Source organism: Methylobacterium sp. D54C, from assembly GCF_053345595.1.
In genome coordinates this window covers 257045-279793 of sequence record NZ_JBKFAK010000004.1, presented here as the reverse complement: position 1 = coordinate 279793, position 22749 = coordinate 257045, and the positions used below count along the sequence as shown (strand labels likewise).

General features: G+C 74.0%; 18 protein-coding genes. 8 read left to right on the top strand and 10 right to left on the bottom strand.

The window, feature by feature from the left end; translation table 11 throughout:
- Positions 1–27: 27 nt before the first annotated feature.
- From ACLBYB_RS12590 to ACLBYB_RS12560, 7 genes are all read right to left on the bottom strand, one after another.
- Entirely contained in the window at positions 28–951 is a 924-nt protein-coding gene (locus tag ACLBYB_RS12590) for a LysR substrate-binding domain-containing protein (protein WP_447698968.1), read from the bottom strand.
- A 110-nt stretch (positions 952–1061) separates the two neighbouring features.
- Positions 1062–4037 carry a hypothetical protein gene (locus tag ACLBYB_RS12585; RefSeq protein ID WP_447698967.1) on the bottom strand — a complete coding sequence of 992 codons (2976 nt, stop codon included), beginning with the start codon at positions 4035–4037 and terminating at the stop codon, positions 1062–1064.
- On the bottom strand, positions 4022–4576 hold the full coding sequence (locus tag ACLBYB_RS12580; RefSeq protein WP_447698966.1) for a hypothetical protein: 555 nt from the start codon (positions 4574–4576) through the stop codon (positions 4022–4024). Before ACLBYB_RS12580 ends, ACLBYB_RS12585 begins: the two co-directional genes overlap by 16 nt.
- Positions 4577–4648: 72 nt before the next feature.
- Positions 4649–5935 carry a hypothetical protein gene (locus ACLBYB_RS12575; protein ID WP_447698965.1) on the bottom strand — a complete coding sequence of 429 codons (1287 nt, stop codon included), beginning with the start codon at positions 5933–5935 and terminating at the stop codon, positions 4649–4651.
- Complete coding sequence (locus tag ACLBYB_RS12570) at positions 5932–6384, bottom strand: hypothetical protein (RefSeq protein ID WP_447698964.1); 453 nt, start codon at positions 6382–6384, stop codon at positions 5932–5934. Before ACLBYB_RS12570 ends, ACLBYB_RS12575 begins: the two co-directional genes overlap by 4 nt.
- Positions 6381–7517, bottom strand: coding sequence for an AAA family ATPase (locus tag ACLBYB_RS12565; RefSeq protein ID WP_447699060.1), 1137 nt, complete (start codon positions 7515–7517; stop codon positions 6381–6383). Before ACLBYB_RS12565 ends, ACLBYB_RS12570 begins: the two co-directional genes overlap by 4 nt.
- A 399-nt stretch (positions 7518–7916) precedes the next feature.
- Positions 7917–8321 (bottom strand): DUF983 domain-containing protein, encoded by a 405-nt coding sequence (locus ACLBYB_RS12560; protein ID WP_085986796.1) that lies wholly within the window; start codon positions 8319–8321, stop codon positions 7917–7919.
- Between the two features lie 205 nt (positions 8322–8526).
- On the opposite strand from ACLBYB_RS12560, the gene ACLBYB_RS12555 reads away from it, so the two are divergent.
- Positions 8527–9918 carry an aminotransferase-like domain-containing protein gene (locus tag ACLBYB_RS12555; protein ID WP_447698963.1) on the top strand — a complete coding sequence of 464 codons (1392 nt, stop codon included), beginning with the start codon at positions 8527–8529 and terminating at the stop codon, positions 9916–9918.
- A 158-nt stretch (positions 9919–10076) separates the two neighbouring features.
- Positions 10077–10586, top strand: a complete 510-nt coding sequence (locus ACLBYB_RS12550) for a c-type cytochrome (RefSeq protein WP_447698962.1) — start codon at positions 10077–10079, stop codon at positions 10584–10586.
- A 248-nt stretch (positions 10587–10834) separates the two neighbouring features.
- Here the strand turns inward: ACLBYB_RS12550 and ACLBYB_RS12545 are convergent, their stop codons facing one another.
- On the bottom strand, positions 10835–12589 hold the full coding sequence (locus tag ACLBYB_RS12545; protein ID WP_447698961.1) for an ATP-binding response regulator: 1755 nt from the start codon (positions 12587–12589) through the stop codon (positions 10835–10837).
- Between the two features lie 134 nt (positions 12590–12723).
- On the opposite strand from ACLBYB_RS12545, the gene ACLBYB_RS12540 reads away from it, so the two are divergent.
- The 5 genes from ACLBYB_RS12540 (at position 12724) to ACLBYB_RS12520 (ending at position 18333) form a co-directional block, all read left to right on the top strand.
- On the top strand, positions 12724–13485 hold the full coding sequence (locus tag ACLBYB_RS12540; protein WP_447698960.1) for a response regulator: 762 nt from the start codon (positions 12724–12726) through the stop codon (positions 13483–13485).
- Between the two features lie 141 nt (positions 13486–13626).
- A complete protein-coding gene (locus ACLBYB_RS12535; RefSeq protein WP_447698959.1) occupies positions 13627–13896 on the top strand; it encodes a hypothetical protein in 270 nt (89 codons plus the stop codon).
- 15 nt (positions 13897–13911) lie between these two features.
- A complete protein-coding gene (locus ACLBYB_RS12530) occupies positions 13912–14127 on the top strand; it encodes a hypothetical protein (protein WP_091928027.1) in 216 nt (71 codons plus the stop codon).
- Between the two features lie 244 nt (positions 14128–14371).
- The gene (locus ACLBYB_RS12525) at positions 14372–16699 is read left to right on the top strand and encodes an ATP-binding protein (RefSeq protein ID WP_447698958.1); all 2328 of its coding nucleotides are present in this window, start codon (positions 14372–14374) and stop codon (positions 16697–16699) included.
- On the top strand, positions 16696–18333 hold the full coding sequence (locus ACLBYB_RS12520; RefSeq protein ID WP_447698957.1) for an ABC transporter substrate-binding protein: 1638 nt from the start codon (positions 16696–16698) through the stop codon (positions 18331–18333). Before ACLBYB_RS12525 ends, ACLBYB_RS12520 begins: the two co-directional genes overlap by 4 nt.
- 130 nt (positions 18334–18463) lie before the next feature.
- Here ACLBYB_RS12520 and ugpB read toward each other — a convergent pair whose 3' ends face one another.
- Positions 18464–19849 (bottom strand): sn-glycerol-3-phosphate ABC transporter substrate-binding protein UgpB, encoded by a 1386-nt coding sequence (gene ugpB, locus ACLBYB_RS12515; protein ID WP_447681558.1) that lies wholly within the window; start codon positions 19847–19849, stop codon positions 18464–18466.
- A complete protein-coding gene (locus ACLBYB_RS12510; RefSeq protein WP_447698956.1) occupies positions 19846–22191 on the bottom strand; it encodes an ATP-binding protein in 2346 nt (781 codons plus the stop codon). Before ACLBYB_RS12510 ends, ugpB begins: the two co-directional genes overlap by 4 nt.
- Positions 22192–22400: 209 nt before the next feature.
- On the opposite strand from ACLBYB_RS12510, the gene ACLBYB_RS12505 reads away from it, so the two are divergent.
- Positions 22401–22586: a hypothetical protein gene (locus tag ACLBYB_RS12505; protein ID WP_447698955.1), complete on the top strand. Its 186-nt coding sequence runs from the start codon at positions 22401–22403 to the stop codon at positions 22584–22586.
- The last annotated feature ends 163 nt before the right edge of the window (positions 22587–22749 follow it).

Here is a 22749-nt window from a genome sequence, read left to right as displayed (position 1 = left end):
GCGCGCCGTCCCGGTCCCGTCGGGCTCTCAGGCGGCGCCGGTCGGGAAGCGCCGCTTCTGCTCGGCCGCGAACCGGCGCGCCTCTGCCAGCAGCCAGGTCCGGAACAGGTCGGGCTCCTGCCGGTCGTCGCCCTCGGCGCTCACGAGCCAGTGGGAGGTCGCCGCCGGGACGGCGGGGCCGACCCCGACGAGCGTACCCTCGCGCAGCTCCCGGTCCATGAGCGCCCCCCGGCCGAGGGCGACGCCGAGGCCCGCGGCCGCGGCCTGGAGCGCCATCGCGAACGTGTCGACGTGCAGGGTGTCGGCCGAGGCCAGCTCCGCCGCCCCCGACGCGTCGCTCCAGGCCTGCCAGTCCTCGGTCGCGGAAGTGACGTGGATCGTCGTCGCGCGCCGGAGGTCGAGGGCGCCGTCCGGACCGGTGACGGCCCCGTGCTGGGCCGGGCTGCAGACGGGGAGCAGCCAATCCTCGAACAGGCGGACGCTGCGGTGGCGCGGAGTTGGGATCCGGCCGAGACGGAGGGCGAAGTCGAAGCCGTCGATCGGGAAGCCGACCTGCCGGTGGGAGGTGTCGATCCGGATCGCGATCTGCGGGTGGCGGCTGCGAAAGGCCGGGAGCCGGGGCAGCAGCCACCGCGTCGCCAGGGTCGGTGCGCAGCTGATGGCCAGGGTCATGCCCGATCGCGGCGTGGGCAGGCGGCGCGTGCCGATCAGGATGAGGGACAGCGCCTCGGACACGTAGGTCAGGTACTCGGCCCCCTCGCGCGTCAGCGCCAGCCGGCCCGGCTCCCGGACGAACAGCTTGACGCCCAGCGCCTTCTCGAGGCCGACGATCCCGTGGCTCACGGCGCTCGGCGTCAGGTTCAGTTCGGACGCCGCGCGGGCGAAGCTGAGATGGCGGCCGGCCGCTTCGAAGAGCCTGAGCGTGGAGAGGGGAGGCGTGCGGGGCCGCATGGGATCGTCGGGGTGAGCCTGCCGGTCGCCGGGGCAGCGACGTCGTCGTCCGACGGGGAAGCTAGCCCGGATGGTGTCGCGTGCCCAAGGCTGTGCGCGAGCCCGGCCGGTCAGATCAGGCGCAGGGTCACCTGTCCGGTGACGGTCTCGAACACGATCAGGCGACCGCGCTCGTCGAAGACGGCCGCGGCGTCGCCCTCGAGAGCGAAGCGCGCGCGCAGGCTCCCGCTGCCCTGCCACAGGACGGCCGGTCCGCGGATCCGGTTCGCGCCGGGCACGCCGGCCCAGAGCGTCCCCTCCTCGGTGGCGGTCGCGGCCCAGAGGCGGCCGTTCTCCGCCGCGACTAGGCGCGGCGGATCCGCGGGCTCCGCGCGCGCGGCGGCCTCGATCAACGCGCGCTCCTGCTCCCGGGAGGCCGTCGTGAAAGCGTGGGGATGCGCCCGCAGGTGCGGATGCACGCCGGTCCCCTCGAGGGACCAGGCGACGGCCTCGGTCAGGCCGAGCACGCCGACGCCGCGATCGGGCGGCGTCCAGAACCGGCACGTCACCGCAAGGGTGCGGGAGGACAGGCTCCACCACTCGATCAGGCCGTCGTGCCGGGCGTAGATCAGGGCGCTCGCGTCCGCGAAGGCAGCGAGCAGCAGCGGCCGGCCCGGTTCGGTCATGGGCAGGCGCCAATGGTGCGCCAGGGCGCCGTCGGAGCCGGGCGCGCCGCCCGCGCGACCGAGGAGCGAGGCGGTGTCCAGCCGGACGAGCGCCTCCCCGTCGAAGACGAGCCAGCCGGTCTCGTCCGCCTGACCATGCCAGTGCGTGATCGGCAGGGGACCGAGCGGCAGGAGCCGTCCGGTGCCGGCGTCGAAGAGCTGGACGTCGGGGCCGTCGAGCGTCTCGCGCAGAACGAGGGCCCGGTCGCCCGCGCCGAGACACGCGAAGCCCGTCAGGCCATCCACCTGTCCCCGCCAGCGCTCGCGGCCGGCGCGGCCGAGGAGGCGCACGAGCCCGGAGCGGTAGCCCAGGAGCAGCCGCCCGCCCGACAGGAGCGCGGCATCGGCGATCTCGGCCAGCGCCGGGCCGTCAGGGACGACGAGCGGGCCCGCCAGGCGGGAGGCGGACGGTGCGGTGCGCGTCCTGAGCTGCCGGAGATGCTGGCGCAGGGCGACCTGTCCGCCGGCTTCCGCGAGGCGCCCGGCGAGCCGGGCGCGCTCCGCATCGTGGCCGAGGATGCCGTCATCCGCGGCGAGGCGGCGCGCGAGGCCGCGGCAGAGGAGCGCGAAGGCGGGCGTCGGCGGCCGCACCGGACCGCCCTCGAACTGCGCGTCGAGCAGGAGCGCGGCCACCGCACTCCGGCGCGCCGCCGCCTCGGCCCCGGTCCCGCTCACCAGGTCCGTGAAGGCGGCGTGCAGCCGGTCGCCGTCCCGTCCCTCCCAGGACAGAGCGCGCAGGGCCCGGGCGAGCGGCGCGGCCGGCACCGGCGTCTCGGCGTCGAGGGCTTGCCGGATCCAGTCCAGTCGTCGCTCGGCCAGAGCCGGCAGGCCGAAGGTGACCGCGGCGGCGCGATCCAGGGCGCCGATCCCGACGAGGCGCGCGACCCAGGCCTCGGCCAGGACCGGTCGGAACGGATCGTCGGCCTCGAGTTCCTTCCAGAGCTCCGCGTGGGCCTCGTGGCGGGCGGCGAGTGCCAGGGCCCGCTCGGTCTGCCCCGCCCGGAACCAGAGCGGGACGGTCGTCGCGGGCGGGAGGCGGCGCGCCTCGGCCAGACGGGCTGCGGTCTCGAGGCGCCCGGATTCCGCGAGGAGGCGCACCGCCTCGTGCGGGTTCCCGACCAGGCTGTCGAGCACGAAGGCCGCGCGTTCCGTGTCGCCGCGTCCGGCCATCGCCGCGGCCTGCGCGCGGTAGAGCGCCGCGAGCCGGATCTCGTCCGCGGGCGCGAGGCTCAGTCCGCTCGCCCGCTGCGGCCCGAGATCGAGGTCGAGGCTCCTGCGCAGCCCGGGCCCGGTCAGGGGCAGGTCGGCGAAGGCGCTCCCGCGCCGCGCCGCGCCGCCGAGACCGATCGCCCGGTACAGGGCCTCGTCGACGCGCCCCGCCGCGAACAGCCGCTCGACCTCGGTGAGCCGCCGGGCATAGAGGCGGCGAAGATGGGCCGCGTAGGGCGAGCGCCACGCGAGCCACGCCGCCGCCCGGCGCCAGATGGGCGTGCGCCCGGTGCCGGTCGCGGCGGGCGGGCTGGCCGAGGGCGCAGCCGCCTCACGCCCGGCCCGCGCTCCGCGACGCCAGAACGCGAACCACGCGAGGACGAGAAGGACCAGCACCGGCAGCGCGAGGCTGCCCCAGTGGGCCGCGGCGGCCCCGTGCTCCGCCGTCGTCCGGACGTTCTCGGCGAAGCCGAGCACCATGGCGCCGACCATGATGGAGGCCAGCAGGACGACGTAGGCGGTCCAGAGGAGCTCCAACGCGCCGCCGATCACGCGCCGGCCGCGGGTGACGAGATCGCCGAGGACGTGCTTCGTCCGGCGCCGCGGCCGCCGGGTCACGGCGTCGCGGACCGGCGCGAGGGGGTCCGCGTCGGCGACGAGGGCGGGGGCGCTGACGAGGCGGCGCGCCGGCGGCGCCGGTCGCAGGACCGGCAGGCGTTCGGCCGGATGCACCGCGATCGCGTCGAGATCCCACCAACCGGCGATGTCGAGACTGGCGAAGGCCGCCAGCGGCTCGGCGGCGAGGCGTCCCCCCGTCATGTGGACGACATGGTCCCGCAGGGCCGCGGCGACGGGCGGCTCCGGCTCGGCGAGGGGCACGGCGGTCAGGATCCCGGCACTGCGCACGACCGGCAGGACCGGTCCGAGGGCCGCGCAGTCCCGCGTGACGGGCGCGGCGAACAGCACGAGCACGCGATCGCCGCGTGCCCGCACCTCCGCGGCGTGCTCGAGCCAGGGAAGGAGCCGGGCGCGCCAGTCCGGCCCCGCGGGGCCGCGCGCCATCAGGATCCCGTCGAGGGGGATCGTGCCGGCATGCACCCAGCCGCGCGGGCGCAGGGCCGCGAGCGGCTCCCGGGCATCGGGGACCGGCGGCGGCCTCAGGCGCCCAGGCACGGGACGGTTTCCGCGAACGCGCCGAGATCTCTCAGGTGGGACCATCCGCGGTCGAGCTGGCCGAAGGCGAGCGCGGCGACGAAGCCCGCGGCGTCGCACCGCGCGGCCGCGATGCACGGGACGGCATCGGCATCGACGGCGACGCGCACCGCCTCGAGGGTCGCGTCCGGAAGCGTCAGGGGATCGCCCGCCGCCGCGCCGTCCGGGGTCCGGAACGTCAGGCGCGCCGATCCCGCCTCGTCGTGGTCGAGATGGAGGGCGAGGAGGCTTCCGACGGCCTGGGCGCGCACGCCGTCGTACGGGGGCACGATGCCGATGATCCGGCCCTGCGGCCCGAGGTGCGCGACCGCTCCGTCCGCGGCGTTCACCACGTGCCAGTGCCCGCTCGCCTGCTCGATCCCCAGGGTGGGCTGCCCGCGCACCGCGCAGAGGGCGAGGCCGCCGCCCGGCCGCAGCGATCCGGCCCGGCCGGGGAACCGCGCCACGACCTTCCCGTCGGAAGGCCGCCGCGCGATCACCCCGTCCGCGCGATCGCGCATCAGCAGACCGGCGGGCGTAACCGCGAGGGGAAGCTCGCCCGCGAGCGGCGCGTACTCGATCAGCCGCGTCTCCTAGACCAGGAAGGCCGTGCCGTCGGCCGCCAGGAGCCAGGACCGGTTGCGGCGTTTCAGCGTCCCGAGGGGCGGCAGAACCGCCTTCGGCAGGCGCCGGCTCACCAGGGGATGGTCCCGCGGGATCCGCCGGTCGAACGTCGCAGCGGCGCCCGAGCGGTCGAAGGTCCAGCTGCGGAGCGTCAGGCGCGCGTCGTCGGCGTAGACGTTGAGGCACGCGGCCCGGATCCGCGACCGGCCGACGGCGAGCCCCACGAGGCGCTCGTGGGGTGCGACCGGCAGGCGCAGCGCGCCGGAAGTGCCGGTGACGGGGACGATGAGGATGCCGTCGGGCCGCGCCACCAGGAGGTGCTCGCCGCAGGGCGCGAAGGCCAGCCCGCGGGGCGCCCAGTCCGGAGGCGCCGCGCTCCGGTCGGTCGCGGACCGCCGGGACGGCGGGCGTCCGGGAGCCGGACGGGGCCGGAACGGGTCGCGCAACAGCGCCACCGCCTCGCGCTCCGGCGGGAGGTCGAGGCGCGCGGCGGCGACTTGGCCGGTGGCGTCCAGCACGGTGACGTCGGCGGCCACGGCGAGGCCGTCCGGCCCGAGACGCGGCCGCTCCACGATGGTGATCCGCCGGCACGGCCGCGCCGCTTCGGGCAGGTCGGACCCGCCGATGAGCCAGAGGCTGGCGCCGGGCCGCCCGGCCGCGCGGGTCGCGACCGGCTCGGCCACGACCCGTTCGAGTTCGACCGCGTCGAGGGATGTGGCGGCGCTCTCGCGGAGAAGGATCGCGGCGTCGGACCGCTTCAACGCGCCGAGCCAGCGCCGCTCCGGCGTGGCGGTCGAGGCCCAGAGCAGGCGCGCGCCGCGCCGCCGGGCGAGGCCGGCCAGGCAGAGCAGCGCCGCGAAGGCCACGAGGCGGGGGGCGCCGAGGAGTTCCGGCCCGGCATCGACCACGACCAGCACGGCGCCCGCATCCGCCGCCTGACGGTAGACCGGCTCCAGGGTCAGCAGGTCGCGCTCGGCCGCGCGCTGCAGGAAGGCGTCCGGATCGAGGTCGCGCCAGAGCCACTCCGAGGCGACAAGGCGCTCGATCCCACCGCGGGTTCCGAGGTCCCCCAGCCCGTCGATCTCGCCCTGCGGTTGCCCGCCCGCGCCGTCGGCCCGCTCGACGAGGGGCCGCAGCGCCTCGACCAGCGCCGCGAGGATCCGCAGATCCGGTTCCGCCATGTCGGAGAAGAGCGCCGTCCACGGTGCGAGCGCCGGCGGAAGGGTCGTCCGCGGACCGGTCGACGCGGCGCTCACGCCGCCTCTCCCAGGCGGCCGGTATCGATGTCCGGCACGGCGCGCGAACCGGCGAGGTCGAGCAGGCGCAGGGTTTCGCCGTCGGGAACGAGCAGTGCCGGACCGCCCATCCCGTGCCGGTCGAGCAGGCGGCGCGCGACCTCGGCGCGCCAGGGCGCTGGCACGGCGAGGCGGCACCCGAAGGGCAGGAGCAGCGGCCCGTCGGCCGCCAGCCACCCGAGCGGCGTCGCGCACCAGGGCAGCGCCGGCCGGCCCGAGCCCGTGTCGGGGGCGAACAGGACGGCCTCGCCGCCCGCCAGCGCGAGGCGCAGGGTGGCGTAGCGGCCGATCCGCGGGGCGATCCGCGCCAAGAGACCGGCCGCGTCGCTGCGGGTGAGGCGCAGACCCACCGGCGAGCCGCCGTCCGCCGGCATCAATCGCAGGGGAAGACGCGCCGGATCCTGGATCACGCCGGAGTCACGCCCGCGACCGGTGCCCGGCAGCGCGTCAGCAGCGCGTCCCGCGCCGCGGCGAGGGCCGGCGGGCGCTCCTCCGCCCCGAAGGCGGCGTCGATCTGCACGAGGAAGGATTCGGCGCGGACCAGCCAGGCCTCGAAGGCGGGGGCGGTGCGGTCGTCCGGGGCGGAGGCGGCCAGAGCCTCCCCCTCCCTGGCGAGGTCCGCGGCCCGTGCGGCCGGACCGTAGCCCGCCGCCTTGGCGGCCGCGGGCAGGACGGGGCTCGCCGCGGCGCCGAGCTCGACGCGCAGCAGGTCGCGGGCCTCGTCCTGCGCGATCCGGTCCTGGACGAGGTGGATCACCGGCCACAGGTCGGCCTCCTCCGCGGCCGTCCGGCCCGCGATGAGCGCCGCCGCCGCGACGAGCGACTGGCCCCGCACCACGCGCCGGTCGCTCAGCCGCACGCCGCGGGCGCGCAGCTTGCGCACCACCTGCGCGTAGGCGGGCCGGACCGGCGCGAGGTCGATCCGCGCGGCGGCCTCGGCGAGGGCGTCGATCTCCGCGAGCGTCAGCGGCGCCTCCCCGTCGCCGGGTTCGAGGGACGCGACCGGGTCGCCGGCGAGCAGGGCCTCCAGGTCGGTGTCGGCCAGGGGATCGACGAAGGCCGTGACGAGGAAGCGGTCGGCGAAGGCCGCGAGACCGGGATCCTCCGGCAGGGCGTTGCTGGCGCCGACGCAGCAGCGCAGCGGGACGGCGGTGTCGAAATGCCCCCGGCGGTAGCGGCGCTCGTTCAGCACGCCGAGAAGCGCGTTCAGGATCGCGGTGGAGCCGAGGAAGACCTCATCGAGGAAGGCGAACTCGGCCTCCGGCAGCATGCCGGAGATGTCCGGCCGCAGCTTGCCCGCGCGCAGGGCTTCGAGGTCCAGCGGGCCGAACAGTTCGGCCGGTTCCGTGAAGCGCCCGATCAGGTACTCGAAGCAGCGCGCCCCGGTCCCGGCGGCGCAGGCCCGCACCGCGGCCGACTTGCCGGTGCCGGGCGGTCCGATCAGCAGGAGATGCTCGCGCGCCACCAGCGCGAGGTGCACCAGCTCCACCACGTGGCGACGCCCGACCAGGCCGCGGGCCGCGCGGCCGATGGCGCGCTCCAGGCGTGCGATGGCGGTATCGATACCCCCCTCCCGTCAGGTTCGGCCCGCTCGCCGCGACAGGGCGATCGGTCGCGGTGCCGTCCCGCGCCGCGCCGTCGAGCCGGCGGCGGGCGCCTTACGGAGCCCGTCCCGTGACGTGAGGCGCGGCTGGACCGAAGACTTTCCAGCGCGGCCGCGCGTGCCGATCACCGGCATCCGCCGCGACGCCAAATCTGCCCGTGTACGCGTCCCACTATCGTCGCGCAGCCCCGGCGCCGGGACGATCAGGCGAAACATTCTGCCCACGAGATCTCCCGGAATACTCTGATTCCTCGAGGCTAGCCCGGCGGTCGACTTCCGGTCAACGTGCCGCGACCGCCGCCTGATCATCGCGGCGACGCGCACGCACCGGCGACGCGGTCAGTCCCGCGACGTCGGACCGGAGACCGGCGCCTTCGGGACCGCGAGGCGTCCCTCCTCGGCCTTGTTGATGTACTGGCTGGCGATGAAGAGCCCCTTCAGCGGCCGGATGATCGGCACGCAGGCCAGGAGGAGCAGCGGCAGCGTCACCACGGCGTGGACCCAGAGCGGCGGATCGTAGGTGAGTTCCAGCCAGATCCCGAAAGCGGTGACGGGGAACGCCATCGTCATCATGATGAAGAAGGCGGGCCCGTCCGCCGGATCGGCGAAGCCGTAGTCCAGCCCGCACGCCTCGCAGCGCGGCCGCAGGGTGATGAAGCCGTCGAACAGGCGTCCTGTCCCGCAGCGCGGGCAGCGGCAGCGCAGGCCGACGGACATGAGCGATTGGTCGGTGGTCCTCTGCATCATCGACGGTCCTGAGCAACAGGCCGGCGCCGATCCCTGATCGACCGGCCTTGCGCCTGCCGATTGTATGGCATATCAAGCCATACAATCGCGGTTGAGACTGAGCCATCCGACAGGTTTCCGGCGGATCGCGGCCGGTAACGAACACTGAGCGATCTGGCCGCACGCTCAATGTATGCATACAGTGGTGGGATTACAGGGGTCAATGATGGAATCCTGGAGCCCGACAATCGCCGGCGACACGGGGCCCAAGTACCTCGCCATCGTCCGGGCGTTGGCCGAGGACATCCGGGCCGGCCGGCTCTCGCCGGGAGCGCGCCTTCCGCCGCAGCGCGCCTTGGCGAAGCACCTCAACGTCGATCTCACGACGGTCACGCGCGCCTTCAACGAGGCGCGCCGAACGGGCCTGATCGACGCGACCGCGGGCCGGGGCAGCTTCGTCCGGGCGTCCCGTTCGCCGGCCGGGGAGATGCGCAGGCCCGATCCGTCCGGCAGCGTCGATTTCAGCATGAACATGCCGCCCCAGCCGGAGGCGGCGCGGCTGGCGGAGCGCCTGGACGCGGGTCTGTCGCGGTTGGCCGGTTCGTCCGCCTTCCTGGCCCGGATGCAGTACCAGGACAGTGCCGGGAACCTCGCCGACCGGGCGGCGGCGGCGCACTGGCTCGGTCAACGGCTCGGGGCGCTCCCGATGCAGCGCGTCCTCGTGGCCGGCGGTGCCCAGGTCGTGCTCGCCGCCGTGCTCGCCGCCGTCCTGAAGCCGGGCGACGCCCTCTGCGTCCCGGCGCTCACCTATCCCGGGCTGCGCATGGCCGCGGAGCGCCGCGGCGTCCGCCTCCTGCCTGTGGCCGGCGACGCGGAGGGGCTCGACCCGGACGCCCTGCTCGAGCGGTGCCGATCCGATCGGCCGCGGGCCCTGTACCTCGTGCCGACCCTCGACAACCCGACCACCGCGACCCTGCCGGCAATCCGGCGTCGGCGGATCGCCGAGACCGCCCGCACGCACGGCGTCGCCATCATCGAGGACGACGCGTACGGCGCCTTGCCCCACGACGCCCCGGCTCCCATCGCGTCCCAGGCGAGCGACATCACGTGGCACATCGCGACGCTGTCCAAATGCGCGAGTCCCGGCCTGCGCATCGCCTACGTCGCGGTCCCGGGAACGAACGAGGCGGTGCGGCTGGCGGCCGAACTGCGCGCCATCAACATGATGGCCTCGCCCCTCACGGCCGCGCTCGCCTCGCACTGGATCGCCGAAGGCGAGCTCGACGGCATCGTCGCGGCGATCCGGCAGGAGAACGAGCTCAGGCAGGCGGTCGCGCGCGAGACGCTCCGGGACCTGGACGTCTGGGCGCATCCGTGCGGGCACCATCTGTGGCTCCGGCTGCCCGATCCCTGGCGTCGCGGCGAGTTCGGCGCCCACGCGCGCCAGCTCGGCGTGTCGGTCGTCCCGAGCGACGCCTTCGCGGTCGGGGCCGCCCCGGAAGCGATCCGCGTCTCCCTGGGTGCGGCGCCGGACGCCGAGACGCTCCGGTACGGCCTCAGCCTGCTCGCGACGCTGCTGGCGCACCCGCCCGGTGCGATCTCCACCGTTGTCTGAGCCGGCCGAGGCGGCGCGAGCCTCGCGCGCTCGGCCAAGCTGCGCCGCCCGGTCGCGCGCCGCCCCGGTCGTCGGCCGGATCGTGCCCGGCGCGCCGCGCTCCCCAACGGCCGACCGGCCCATGCCGGTCCGAACCCTCTGACCGCGAAGGGAACGCGATGATCCGGTGTCTCAGGCGGACGCGCCCGCGGATCCCGCGTCGTCCCTCGCGCGTCTCGGCACTGGCGCTGGCACTGCTCGCCTCAGCCTGCTCGGACGACGGACGGGAGCGCCGCCGCGCCCTGGGCGAGACCCCGACGTTCGACGACGTCATGCGGGTGGCCGACGCGGAGCGCGGCGGGCGGCTGTTCGGTCAGTGCGCCGCCTGCCACACGATCAGCCCGGGGGCGGGCGATCGGAACGGACCCGAACTCTACGGCGTGCTCGGCAAGCCGGTCGCCAGCAACAGCCGGCGCTACGGCTATACCGGGGCGCTCCGGGCGCTGGGCGGCGTCTGGACACCGGAGCGGATGGACCTCTGGCTCGCCGCCCCGGCGAAGCTGGCGCCCGGCACGCGCATGACCTTCCGCGGCCTTCCCGATCCCCTCGATCGGGGGGATCTCATCGCCTATCTCCGGACCCGGTCACCGGGGGACGGTGACGCAGAGGCGCGCCCGTCGCGGCCTTGAGCGGCTCCCCGGCGGCATCGCGCGTCCTTCGCGACGCGATCAGAGCCGGTGCGAGACCCGCGATCATCGACCAAGCGACGAGCCGGTCGGATCCGGACGCGGTTTCGTCATCCTGCGCGTCGCCATCGGCCGTCCCCTCGCGGTCGCGGCCGGTGATCGGCTGCCTCGGAGCGGCGTTCTGGTCAAGCTCCTCTGCCGCCGGATTGCGCGACGTCTCGCGTGGCGGCACGGACTGACCCGGCGATCCCTCAGATCAGCCCGACGGATTCTTCCGGGAAGCGGATCGCGAAGACTGCCCCCAGCCCCGGACCGGCGCTCTCCGCCGTGGCGCGGCCGCCGTGAAGCTCGGCGATCCGACGGACGATCGAGAGCCCGAGACCGGTCGAGTTCTCGCCGCCGGTGGGCTTGGCCGACAGGCGCTGGAACCGCCCGAACACGCGGGCCGAATCCTCCGGCGAGAGGCCGGGCCCGTGGTCGGCGACGGCGCAGATCAGTTCCGCGCCGTGCGGGCCCGGCTCGCGGCTGACCCGGACCGTGATCGCCCCGCCCACCGGGCTGTACTTGATGGCGTTCGAGACGAGGTTGTCGAGGGCCTCGCGCAGGCGCTCGGCGTCGCCGCAGAGGAACAGCTCGTCCGGGCCTTCGCAGACCAGGGTCTGGTCCTTCGCGTCGGCGAGCGGCCGGTCGGCCTCGCAGACCTCCCGGGCGAGGCCCGCGAGGTCGACCGGTTCCCGGCGCAGGCTGATGTCGAGGGCGTCGTTCATCGCGTCGGCCATGAGGCTGTCGATCATGGTCGTCAGCCCCTTGGCGCTGGTGCGCACGTGCTGCACCTGCGCCCGCATCTGCTCCCGGTCGCCCTGCATGTCGATCAGGTCGGACAGCATCTCGGCGCGGCCGAGAATGACCGCCAGCGGGTTCTTCAGATCGTGCGCGATCGTGCCGAGGATCTCGGTCTTCAGGCTGTTGGCACGCCGCAGGTCCGAGCGCTGCAGGTCCAGCCGGCGATTCGCCCGGATCAGCTCGGCGGTCCGCTCGACGACCCGCCGCTCGAGGTCGGCGTTGGTCAGCTGCAGCCGCTCGTAGAGGATGACGTTGTCGAAGGCGATCGACAGCCGGCTCGTGAACAGGGCGATGAGCGACCGGTCGGTCTCGGACAACTGGCGGTCGGCCTCGATCAGCGCGACGATCTCGCTGCCGCTCGCCGTGTGCAGATACAGGGTCGACCAGTGCTCGCCGAAGCTGTGCCGGCGCTCGGCGAAGGCGCGTTCGACGAGGGGTTGCACCCGCTCCTCCAGCGGCCAGCACGGCTCGCGGCCGGCGTAGTGGCCGTAACAGCCGGAGCCGGCCAGGACGCAGAAGCGCTCCTGCGGGGCGGCGGTCTCGCGCAGGACCAGGATGCCGGCGCAGGCGACGTTCAGGAGCGAGGCGACCTGGGTGAGGACACCCTCCGCCAAGCGCTGCATCGACTTGTGATCGAGGAGCATCGGCGCGGCGTCGATGATGATCTCGAGCCCGCGCCGGGTCTCGTCGAGGCGCTTGAGCTGCTGATGGGCGCGCAGGGCCGCGGTGAGGCTGGTGAACAGCTTGTCGGCGGTCAGCTCGGTCTTCGCCTTGTAGTCGTTGATGTCGTAGTCGACGATGATCCGCCGCTCCGGCGCCTGCCCGGGCTGGCCCGTCCTCAGGATGATGCGCACGGTCTCCTGCCGGAGCTCGCGCCGGATGTAGTCCACCAGCTCCAGCCCGGCATTGTCGGTCTCCATCACCACGTCGAGCAGCACCACCGCCACGTCGCGGCGCTCGGCGAGCAGCACCCGCGCCTCCGCGGCCGAACGGGCGGTGAGAATCTCCAGGCCGCGCCCGTCGAGGGTGTAGCTCGCCAGCGCGTAGCGCGTGCCGTCATGCACGGCCGGATCGTCGTCGATCACGGCGATCACCCAGGCTCCCGCGGTCGGCTGCGCCTCGTCGAGGTCGTCAGGGATCAGCGTGAGGGTGTCATCGTCCATGGCTATGACCTGAAATGCTGCTCGCAATCGGACGACTACGCTAGAAATCGTGTTGAAAACTTGTCACGCTACCGTGAGCCGATACGATTCCTGCATTCGTTCCAGAGCGAACCCGGAAAGTGCGCACCGCTGCGATGACCATACCAGACAGCCCCGCCCCCGGCGCCGCCCGCGGCGGTGCGGCGATCCCGTCGATCGCCGTGGTGGACGACGAGGCGGCGACCCGCGAGATGGTCGGGGATTACCTGAAGCTCCACGGGTTCTCGGTGGTCCTGTGCGATGGCGGGCGCTCCTTGCGGGAGCACCTCGCCGGCCACAGCCCGGACCTGATCGTGCTCGACCTGAACATGCCCGAGGAGGACGGGCTCTCCATCGTGCGCGACCTCAAGGCCCGGACCGCGATCCCGATCATCATGCTCACCGCCACGGCGAGCGCGATCGACCGCGTGGTCGGGCTGGAGCTCGGGGCCGACGATTACTTGCCCAAGCCCTGCGAGTTGCGCGAGCTGGTCGCCCGCGTGCGCTCGGTCCTGCGCCGCGTGCAGACGCCGACCGCCGCGCCGTCCCCGGTTCCCGTGAGCGGCCGCCGCATCCGGTTCGGCACGAAATGGCTGGAGCTCGACGCCCTGCGCCTCAGCGACGATGCCGGTCTGGAGCAGGCGCTCACCCGCTCGGAATTCGACCTGCTGAAGGCGTTCGCCGACAATCCGCGGCGGGCGCTCTCGCGCGAGCGCCTGCTCGACCTCGCGGACGCCCGCGACCCGGACGCGTTCGACCGCGCCATCGACGTGCGGATCAACCGCATCCGCAAGAAGGTCGAGCCGGACCCCGGCAATCCGCGCTACATCCGCACCGTGCGGGGCCTCGGATACATATTCCGCCCCGAGGGAGACTGATGCGACCCGGATCAATGTTGCGTCGTGGTGGGGTGACGCAACAATTCACGCTCCAGATCTGGCTGGAAGCAATATCCGCGGTACGGAGCGTCCCTATCAGCGTGGCAGGACCGAGGGCCGGAGGTGCCCGGAGGACGGGCCATGCGACACGTGATCGGTACCTTGTCGGCCGCGGCTTTCGGCACGCTCTGCGTCCTGGCGCTCGTCGGCTGGACCCAAGCGGCCAGCACGGTGCCGATGCAGGCCAGCGGGGGCGCAAAAGCCTCCGCGGCGGCCCGTGACGGCGCCGCCTGTGGCGGGGCGGCCTGGCCGTACCCGCCCGGCGCCTGCGCGGGTGCCGGCCCGGTCGGCGACCCGGCGGGCCGTCGCGTCCGGCTCATCGCGGTCGACGCCGCGCCCGGCCGTCGGTGAGGGGCGCGAACCGCCATGCCGCACTTCCGCGACGACCCCGGTGCCGACGAAGATCCCGACCTGCTCGGTGCGCTGCGCCGCATGCTGCGCGCCGGAGAACGCGCTCCGCGGCGCCTGCCGACCTGCGCCGAGCGGTTCGGCGTGCCGGCGCCGCGCGATCGCGCGCGTGACGCGCAGGATGCCGTGCTGGCCGGCCCGGACCCGCGGCCGCCCCGATCCCGACATCGCTGAGACCGCCCGTGGCGGATGGCTTCGACGCCGTCTCTGCGCGCGCAGCGAAGCGACCCGGCGGTGTTACATCGGCCGGACGCGCGCAGCCCTGGGTCGCTTCGCTGCGCGCGCGATGACGGTACGGGCGGCATCGACCGAAGATTGCGCGCGGAAGCCGGATGAACCGGTCGCCGGAGCGCCGCCCGATTGCACCGCTCTCCGGCACGGCCTTAAGTTGCTGCCGGACCCCTATGTCGGGACGCGGATGCGGGTTGGACCCAAGATCGCCCTGGTCGGTGGCGTGCCGATCCTCGCCGCCGGCGCGATCGCCATGGCCGGCTGGCTCCTCCTGGCGCAGGAGGAGCGCGCCCGGCGCGGCGCGGTCCTGGCCGCCGACGTGTACCACGACATCGCCACCGCCCGCTTGGTCCGCGACCAGTACGCCGCCGCGGACGCGCAGGACCGGCCCGCCTACGCCGAGCGCTTCGCCAGCCTGACGGCACGGGCCGAGGCCGGACTCGGCCGGCTCGCCGGCTACGCCCGCATCGACGAGCAGCGCGCGCGGACCGCCTCGGTGGAGCGGGCGCTGGCCCGCTACCGGGGCGAGATGGACGCCTTCGTCCGCCAGACCCGGGAGAATGACGGCCTGATCCGCGAGATGACGCAGCGGGCCGACACCCTGATCGACCTCACCGACCGGGCGCGCCTGCGGCAGCAGGCCTCGAACGCCGACCTCGCGCGCTCGACGGCCGAGAAGGTCGAGGCGCTGCGGGTCGCCCGGGGCCTCGTCGCCCGCCTCAACGCCCTGAGAGCCCGCAGCGCGGAGAGCGCCGTGCTCGCCGCCCAGGCCGCGGCCCGGAGCGATGCGCCCGCGGCCGGTCCCGCCGGAGCGGCGGTCTCGGAGGGCGACGGCCCGCACGCGCAGGGCCTCTTCCGCGCCGCCAGCCGCGACCTCGCGGCGGCGCTGCGGGCCGACGGCCGGGACGCCGACGCGGAGGCCCTCGACGCGCTCACCGCCGAGGCGGCGGGGTGGAAGCCGGACCTCCGCGCGAAGCTCGACGCCTGGATCGAGCGCACCTTGAAGATCGAGACGTCCGGCCAGGAGAGCCTGCACGACGAGGTGGCGCAGCTGCTGGCCTATTCCGTGGAGGCCAACGAGATCGAGCGCGCCACCCAGAACGTCGCGATCGGCACCCTCAAGCTGGGGCCGCGCACCGCGGGCGCCCTCCTGCACCGGGACGCGGCCCTCGCCGAGCGGATGCGCGACGAGGGCGAGCGCCTCGCCCGGAGCGCCGCCTCGCTGCCGATCTCGCCGCTGATCCAGGCCGAGATGGTCCAGGCCCTCGACGGGTGGCGCGGGCGCCTCACCACCACCATCGGGGGCCTGCGGCAGCAGAACGCCATGATCGTCGCGATGGACGGGCTCGCCGCGACGATGATCGACAGCGCCAAGGCGCTCAACGACGCCTTCGTGGAGGACGCCGACCGGTCCGGCATCGTCATCCAGCGGATCCTGCTCGCCGGCGCGGCCGGGCTCCTGCTGTTCGGCGCGCTGGTCGTGATCCTCGTCGCCCGCTCGATCCTGGTGCCGCTGCGCGCCCTCCAGGGCGACATGGTCATGCTGACCGGTAACCCGGCGGGGGCGGCCGTGCGGGGCACGGCACGCCGGGACGAGCTCGGCGACATCGCCCGCGCCACCGCGGTGTTCGTCTCCGAGATCACCCGCCGGGAAGGCGCGCTGCGCCGGGCCAAGGATCAGGCGGACGTCGCCCTGGTCGAGCTGCGCCGGACCCAGGACAACCTCGTCCGCGCCGAGAAGCTCGCCTCCCTCGGGCAGCTCGTGGCCGGGGTCGCCCACGAGATCAACACGCCGCTGGGCATCGCGCTCACCACCGGGACGCTCATGAGCGACGAGGCGCGGACCTTCCGCACCGGCCTGTCCGCCGGCACGCTGTCGCGGTCCCGGCTGAACCACTTCGTCGACCGGGTCGAGGAGGGCGCCACCCTGCTCTGCACGAATCTCACCCGGGCCGCCGACCTCGTCCAGGGCTTCAAGCAGGTCGCGGTGGACCGCGTCAGCGACGAGAGCCGCAGCGTCGTGCTGGCGACCTGGCTCGACGACCTGCTGACGAGCCTGCGGCCGATGCTGCGCAAGGGCGGCCATACGGTGGAGCGCGCCTGCCCGGAGGATCTCGTCATCGACACCAATCCCGGCGTGCTCGCGCAGATCGTGACCAACCTGATCGCCAACGCGGTCGTGCACGGGTTCCGGGCGGGCGAGCCGGGACGGATCACCGTGCACGTGTCGGAACGGGAGGGCGGCCTCGTGCGGATGGAGGTCCGCGACACCGGTCAGGGCATCCCGCCGGAGCACCTCGACCGGATCTTCGACCCGTTCTTCACGACGGCCCGCAGCGCCGGCAGCACGGGGCTCGGCATGCACATCGTCCACAATCTCGTGACCGCCAAGCTCGGCGGCCGCATCGCGGTCAGCAGCGAGCCCGGCCAGGGGACCGTCGTGCAGGTCGACTTTCCCGCCCAGGGTGCCGGAGCGGCCGCGCGGCCGCGGACCGGCGCGATCCGGACGCCGTGAGGCCGGCCGCGGCATACCGCGCCGGGCAGCGCGCCCTGGCGGCCGGCTTCATCTCGGCGCTGCTCCTGGGGCACGGCCCGGCATCGGCGCGCACCTTCGTGTTCTGCTCGGAAGGCAGCCCGGAAACCTTCGATCCCGCCCGCGCCACGACCACCACCACGATGAACGCCGCGTGGCAGGTCTACAATACGCTCGTGGAGTTCGTGCCCGGCACCACGACGATCCGCCCGGCCCTCGCCGAATCCTGGACGGTCTCGGAGGACGGCCGGACCTACGTCTTCGCTCTGCGGGACGGCGTCCGCTTCCACGCCAACGCGCGCTTCACCCCCACGCGCGCCCTGAACGCCGACGACGTGGTGTTCTCGTTCACCCGGCAGCGGCGCTCCGGGCCCGACGGCGCCGCGCAGGGCTTCACCTACTTCCACGATCTCGGCCTCGCCGACCTGATCGAGACCGTCGACGCTCCGGATCCGCGCCACGTCCGCTTCCGGCTGCGCGAGGCCGACACCACCTTCCTCGCCAACATCGCGCAGGCCTTCGGCGCCATCCTGTCCGCCGAGTACGCGGCCGCCCTCGCGGCCGGCAACGCGTCGGACGACCTCGCCCGGGCGCCCGTCGGGACGGGCCCGTTCGTCTTCGAGGGGTACCGGCCGGATCAGGTCCTCCGCTACCGCGCCTTCCCGGATTACTGGCGCCGCGCCGCGGACGGGAACGAGCCGGGCGAGCGCCCCGACGGTCTCGTCTTCGCGATCACGCCGAACGCGGCGGTCCGGCTGAACAAGCTGCGGGCCGGCGAGTGCCACGCCATGGCTTTCCCGGCGACCGGCGACCTCGACGCGATCCGGGCGGAGCCGGGCCTGACGCTGCTCGCGCTGGCCGAGCTGAACGTCGCCTATCTCGCCCTCAACACGACCCGTGCGCCCTTCGGCGACGTCCGGGTGCGGCGCGCGGTCAACCTCGCCATCGACCGGCGGGCGATCGTGGCGGGCGTCTACGGCGATGCCGGGATCCTGGCGCAGGGGCCGCTGCCGCCCGGGATCTGGGCCCACGACGCGGACCTGCCGGACACCCCCTTCGACCGCGGCGAGGCGCTGCGCCTGCTGGCCGAGGCCGGGCTCGCCGATGGCTTCGACGTGGACCTGTGGTATCCGCCAGTCAGCCGACCCTACAACCCGAACGGCCGGCGCGTCGCCGACATGATCCAGGCCGACCTCGCGCAAGTTGGCATCCGCGCGCGCCCGGTCACGCATCCCTGGAACGCTTACCGCGCCGCCCTATACGGCGGAGAGCCCACGCTGATGCTCTACGGCTGGACGAGCGACAACGGCGACCCGGACAACTTCCTGAACGTCCTGCTCGGCTGCAAGGCCGCCCAGACCGGCGGCGCCAACCTCGCCCGCTGGTGCGACCCGGCCTACGACCGGCTGGTCGAGGCCGCCCGCCGAACCGGCGACCGGGAAGCGCGCCAGGCTCTGTACCGGCAGGCTCAGGCCATCGCCCGGCGCGCGATGCCCTGGGTGCCCCTGGCCCACACCAAGGTGCATCTGGCGCTCCGCGACGACGTGCTCGGCCTGACGATGGATCCCCTCGGCCGCCACCTGTTCGAGACGGTACGGTTCCGCGACCCGCGCTGACGGCAACGACAGCGCCGTCCGTGCGAGCGGAGCGAAGCAATCCAGCAGCGCCACGTCTACTAACGGCGCGCATCCCTGGGTCGCTTCGCGGCGCTCGCGATGATGGCGTGGGCCGACCGACCGGCCACGCTCACTTCTTGGTCCGCTGCTGGAAGACCCGCAGCACCTGATTGCCCCGCGCCACGGCGTCGTCGAGGGCCCGCTGCGGCGCCTTCGCGCCGTCGAGCGCCGCCTCCAGTTCCTCGGCCCAGATGTCCCGGATCTGCAGCATGTTGCCCAGGCGCAGACCGGCGGTGTTGCGTGTCGGCGGCCGCCGGGTGAGTTCCTGCACGGCGACGTGGAGCTGCGGGTGCCGCTCGAAGAAGCCCTCCGCCACCGCGTCGTCGTAGGCGGCGCGCGTGGTGGGGATGTAGCCGGTGTTCCGGTACATCGCGGCCTGCTGCCGCCCGTCCATCAGGAAGGCCAGGAACCGGGCGACGCCGCGGTACTCGTCCGGCGTCTTGCCCTGCATCACGTAGAGCGAGCCGCCGCCCAGGATCGCGTTCTGCGGCTCCGGCACGACGTCGGGATAGAAGGGCATGGGCACGACCGTCCAGTCGAACCGGGCGGCGGTGGCGACCTTGCCGTACAGGCTGGACGAGGTGAGGAAGATCGCGCAGTCGCCCGAGACGAACCGGCTCTCGCCGCGATTGACGCGGTCGTTGTACTCGAACACGCCCGCGCGCTTCAGGTCGACGAGGTTCTGCAGGTGGCGGACCTGGAGCGGGCCGTTGAAGACGAGTTCGGCATCGTAGCCGTCCAGGCCGTTGGAGCGGGTCGCGAGCGGCCGGTCGTGCCAGACGGACAGCTGCTCGAGATGCACCCAGGTCGGCCAGGCGGAGGACAGGGCGCACCGCTTGCCGTCCGCCGCCTTGAGCCGCCGCGCGGCCTCGAAGACCTCGGGCCAGGTCGCCGGGGGCTGCTTGGCGTCGAGTCCCGCCAGACGGAACCGGTCGCGGTTGATCCACATCACCGTCGAGGAGACGTTGAAGGGGAGCGACAGCATCCCGCCCTCGGCATCCCGATAATTGGTGGCGACGACCGGCAGGAAGTCCTCGGGCGTCACCGAGAGCCCGGCCTCCCGCATCACGGTGGCGACGGATCTGACGGCGCCGACGGCGGCCGCCATGGTGCCGTTGCCGACCTCGAAGACCTGCAGCAGGTGCGGCGCCGCGCCGGTGCGGTAGGCCGTGATGCCGCTGCTGATCGTCTCGGCGTAGGAGCCCTTGTAGACCGGCACGACCCGGTAGTCCGGCTGCGATGCGTTGAAGGTCTCGGCGAGGCGGGTCACCAACTCGCCGTTCGGCCCGTCCAGGGCGTGCCAGAACTGGATCTCGGTGAGGGCCGCGGCGGGCAGCGGGCGCAGCGCGGCGGGCAGCCCGACGAGTAGCCCGACGAGCAGCGTCATGAGCAGGCCGGCGCTCGGCAGCCTCGGGAGGCCGACGCCGCGCCGGGTGAGTTGCGTCGCGCCGCTCATGCCAGCCGCTCCGGTAGCCACAGCCGCAGCACCGTGCCGGCACCCGCGCTGCTCTGCAGTTCGACCCGCCCCTGGAGGCGGTTCACCACGAGGTTGTGGACGATGTGCAGGCCCAGGCCCGTGCCGCCGCGGGCGCGGGCCGTGGTGAAGAACGGGTCGAACACGCGGCCGAGGTCGGCCCCGTCGATGCCGCGCCCGTCATCGGCGATGGAGAGGCCGATGCCGTCCCCGGACCGGATCCCCGTGATGGTGATGCGGCCGCCCTCCCGATCCTGGAAGCCGTGCTCGATCGCGTTCTTGACGGCGTTCGAGACGACCTGCGCCAGGATCCCCGGCAGGGTGTCGACGACGAGATCGGGCGGGCAGTCGACCTCGAAGACGTGGCGGCCCGGCCGCGCCAGGGCGCGCAGGCTCTTCAGGAGTTCGTCGATCCAGTCCGCGAGGTTCAGCGGGCGGCGGTCCTCGATGGCCTGATCGGCCGCCACCTGCTTGAAGCTGTAGAGGAGATCGGCCGCGCGCATCAGGTTGCTGGTCAGGAGCTGCGCGCCCTCCCGCATCCGCCCGGCATACTGGGTCAGCCGCGACCGGGAGAGCTGGTTGTCCCCGACCATGCGCGCGAACGCGGCCGAGTCGGACTGGACCTGTGTCGCCGTGGTCAGGGCGATGCCGAGCGGGGTGCTGATCTCGTGCGAGACGCCCGCCACGAGCTGCCCGAGCGAGGCGAGCCGCTCGGCGCGGATCAGGTCCTCCTGGGCCTGCCGCAGGGTCGTGAGCGCGTCGTCGGCGCGCTGGGAGGCGTTGCGCCGGTCCGCCTCGCGGCGGCGGATCTGCTCCAGGAACGCGTTGGTCGCCCTGGCGATGTCGCCGAGTTCGTCGCGTCGGGTGAGCAAGTGGCTGTCGCGGCCGATATCCTCGGGGGCGGGCGCGGCGGCGGCGGTGACGATGCTGTGCTGGAGCGCGTGCAGCGGCCGGGTGATCGAGCGCGCCACCGCGGCGGCGGCGCCGATCCCCAGGCACAGGGCGCCGACCGCCCCCATGACCAGCAACTGCCGGATCACGCTGCCGAACTGGTCGGCATCGTCGATGAAGGCCCGGCTCAAGGTCTGCGCGTTGGCGCTCATCGTGGCGGCGCGGCTGTCCATGTCGGCGATGGTCTCGTTCTGCTCGCCGATCTTCTCGATCGTCGCGGCGAGCTGCGTGCGCCACCCGTCGATCGCCTCCGCCATCTCGTCCCGGATGCTCACCGGGATGAGCAGCGTCCGGGACGTGCCCGACAGCTCCGCGCCCGCCTCCAGCACCCGCGACGCTTCCGCAGTATCCCGGCGCGCCAGGGCCGCATCCGTCCTTCGGGCGAGGCGCAGGGCCGTGAGGGCGATGTCCTGGGCGGAGAGCTCGGCCTCGTTCGAGAGGACCGAGTGACGGATCAGGAGCGCGACCTCCTCGTACAGCCGGTTCTGCCGGGTGACGTTCACGTGGACGAGCTGGTCGCACCACTCGACCAGGACGCGGCCGGCCTGGGTCGCGCGGGTCAGCTCGAAGCCCTCGGAGAGCACCCTGTTGAGGCCGTCCTCGGTCCGGCTCCGGTCGCGGTACGCTTTCAGGAGCTCCGTCGCCCGGTCCGCCGCCCCCGCCTCGCCGTCGACCCGCAGGACGCGGCGCAGCCGGTCGCCCACCGCATCGAGCTGCCGCAGGTCGGCGGCGAGCTCATCGAACTCGATCGGGAAGACCGGGCGGCCGATGCGCGCCCGGTTCAGCTCCGCGGTGCTGATCGCCTCCCGGAGCTCCCGGAGGGCCGTGACGACGCCCTGGTTCCGCTCCAGCTCGGCATCCTTGACGGCCAGGACGGCGATCAACTGGGCGTTGTCCTGCTGCTGGCGCCGGCGCGCGACGTCGGTCAGCGCCACCAGGGCGTCCGCCCGCCGGGCCATATCGGCGATCGTCGCGTTCGCCGTCCGCTCGGAGAGCAGGAGCGAGCGCATGCGCGTCACCTGCGAGTTCAGATCGCCCGTGACGGTCGCCACGAGAGCCGACTGGCCGCGCGTGCGCGCGAGTCCCTCCAGACGTTCGAGCTGCCCGGCTGCCGTGGCGGCCCGCTCGTCGAAGCGTCGCTCGGCCTCGTCCCGCCGCGCGGTGCCGCCGCTGACGGCATCCGCCCGCGCCCGGTTCATCGACGTCAGCGTCTGTGCGGTCTCCGTCGCCACCACGGCGCCGGTTCGGGCCCGCTCGGCCTCGTAGAGCAGGATCCAGGCGCCCAGCGCGATGGCGGCCGCGACGAGAATCGGGATCGCGCCGACCACGAGGACGCGGCGCGCGATCCCGGACCTCCCCAACCCGCGGATCATCGCGCCGCGCACCGTGTCCCGCGCCCCGTCACCCGTCCCGCTCCCCGATCCGTCGCTGATTCCGCGACGACACAGTCCGTTATTGTGCCATCGGCGCGATGACTTCCCGAGAGCGCTGAAGCAACACGGGACGCAATATTCCCGCAGCACCGCTTGCGTAGATACCGCTCCGCACAACGGTCCTCGAAGGCCGAATGAGGGGAAACACCATGCTCGACGTCATCGCCCGCCTCCTGCTCTCGGCCGGCATCATGGTCGGCACGACCTACCTGCCGACGCTCTCGCAGGCCGTCACCGGGCAGCCGGCCGGCACCCGGATCTCCGCCGCCGACGCGCCCGCCTGCCCGGCGAAGCCCGCGATGGCCGGGATCCGAGCCCGGTCCTGCCTGGGCTGACCGGCATGGAGACGCTTCCTCTGATCCTGCTCGTCGGCGGGAATGTCCTGCTCGCGATCGTGATCCCGCTCCTCGTCTGAGCGCGCCGCGATCATGCTCCGCGAGGCCGCCGGAAGGCCGGTCGACCAGGGCCCGCCGCGAACCGCCGCCGCGGTCGGCAGTT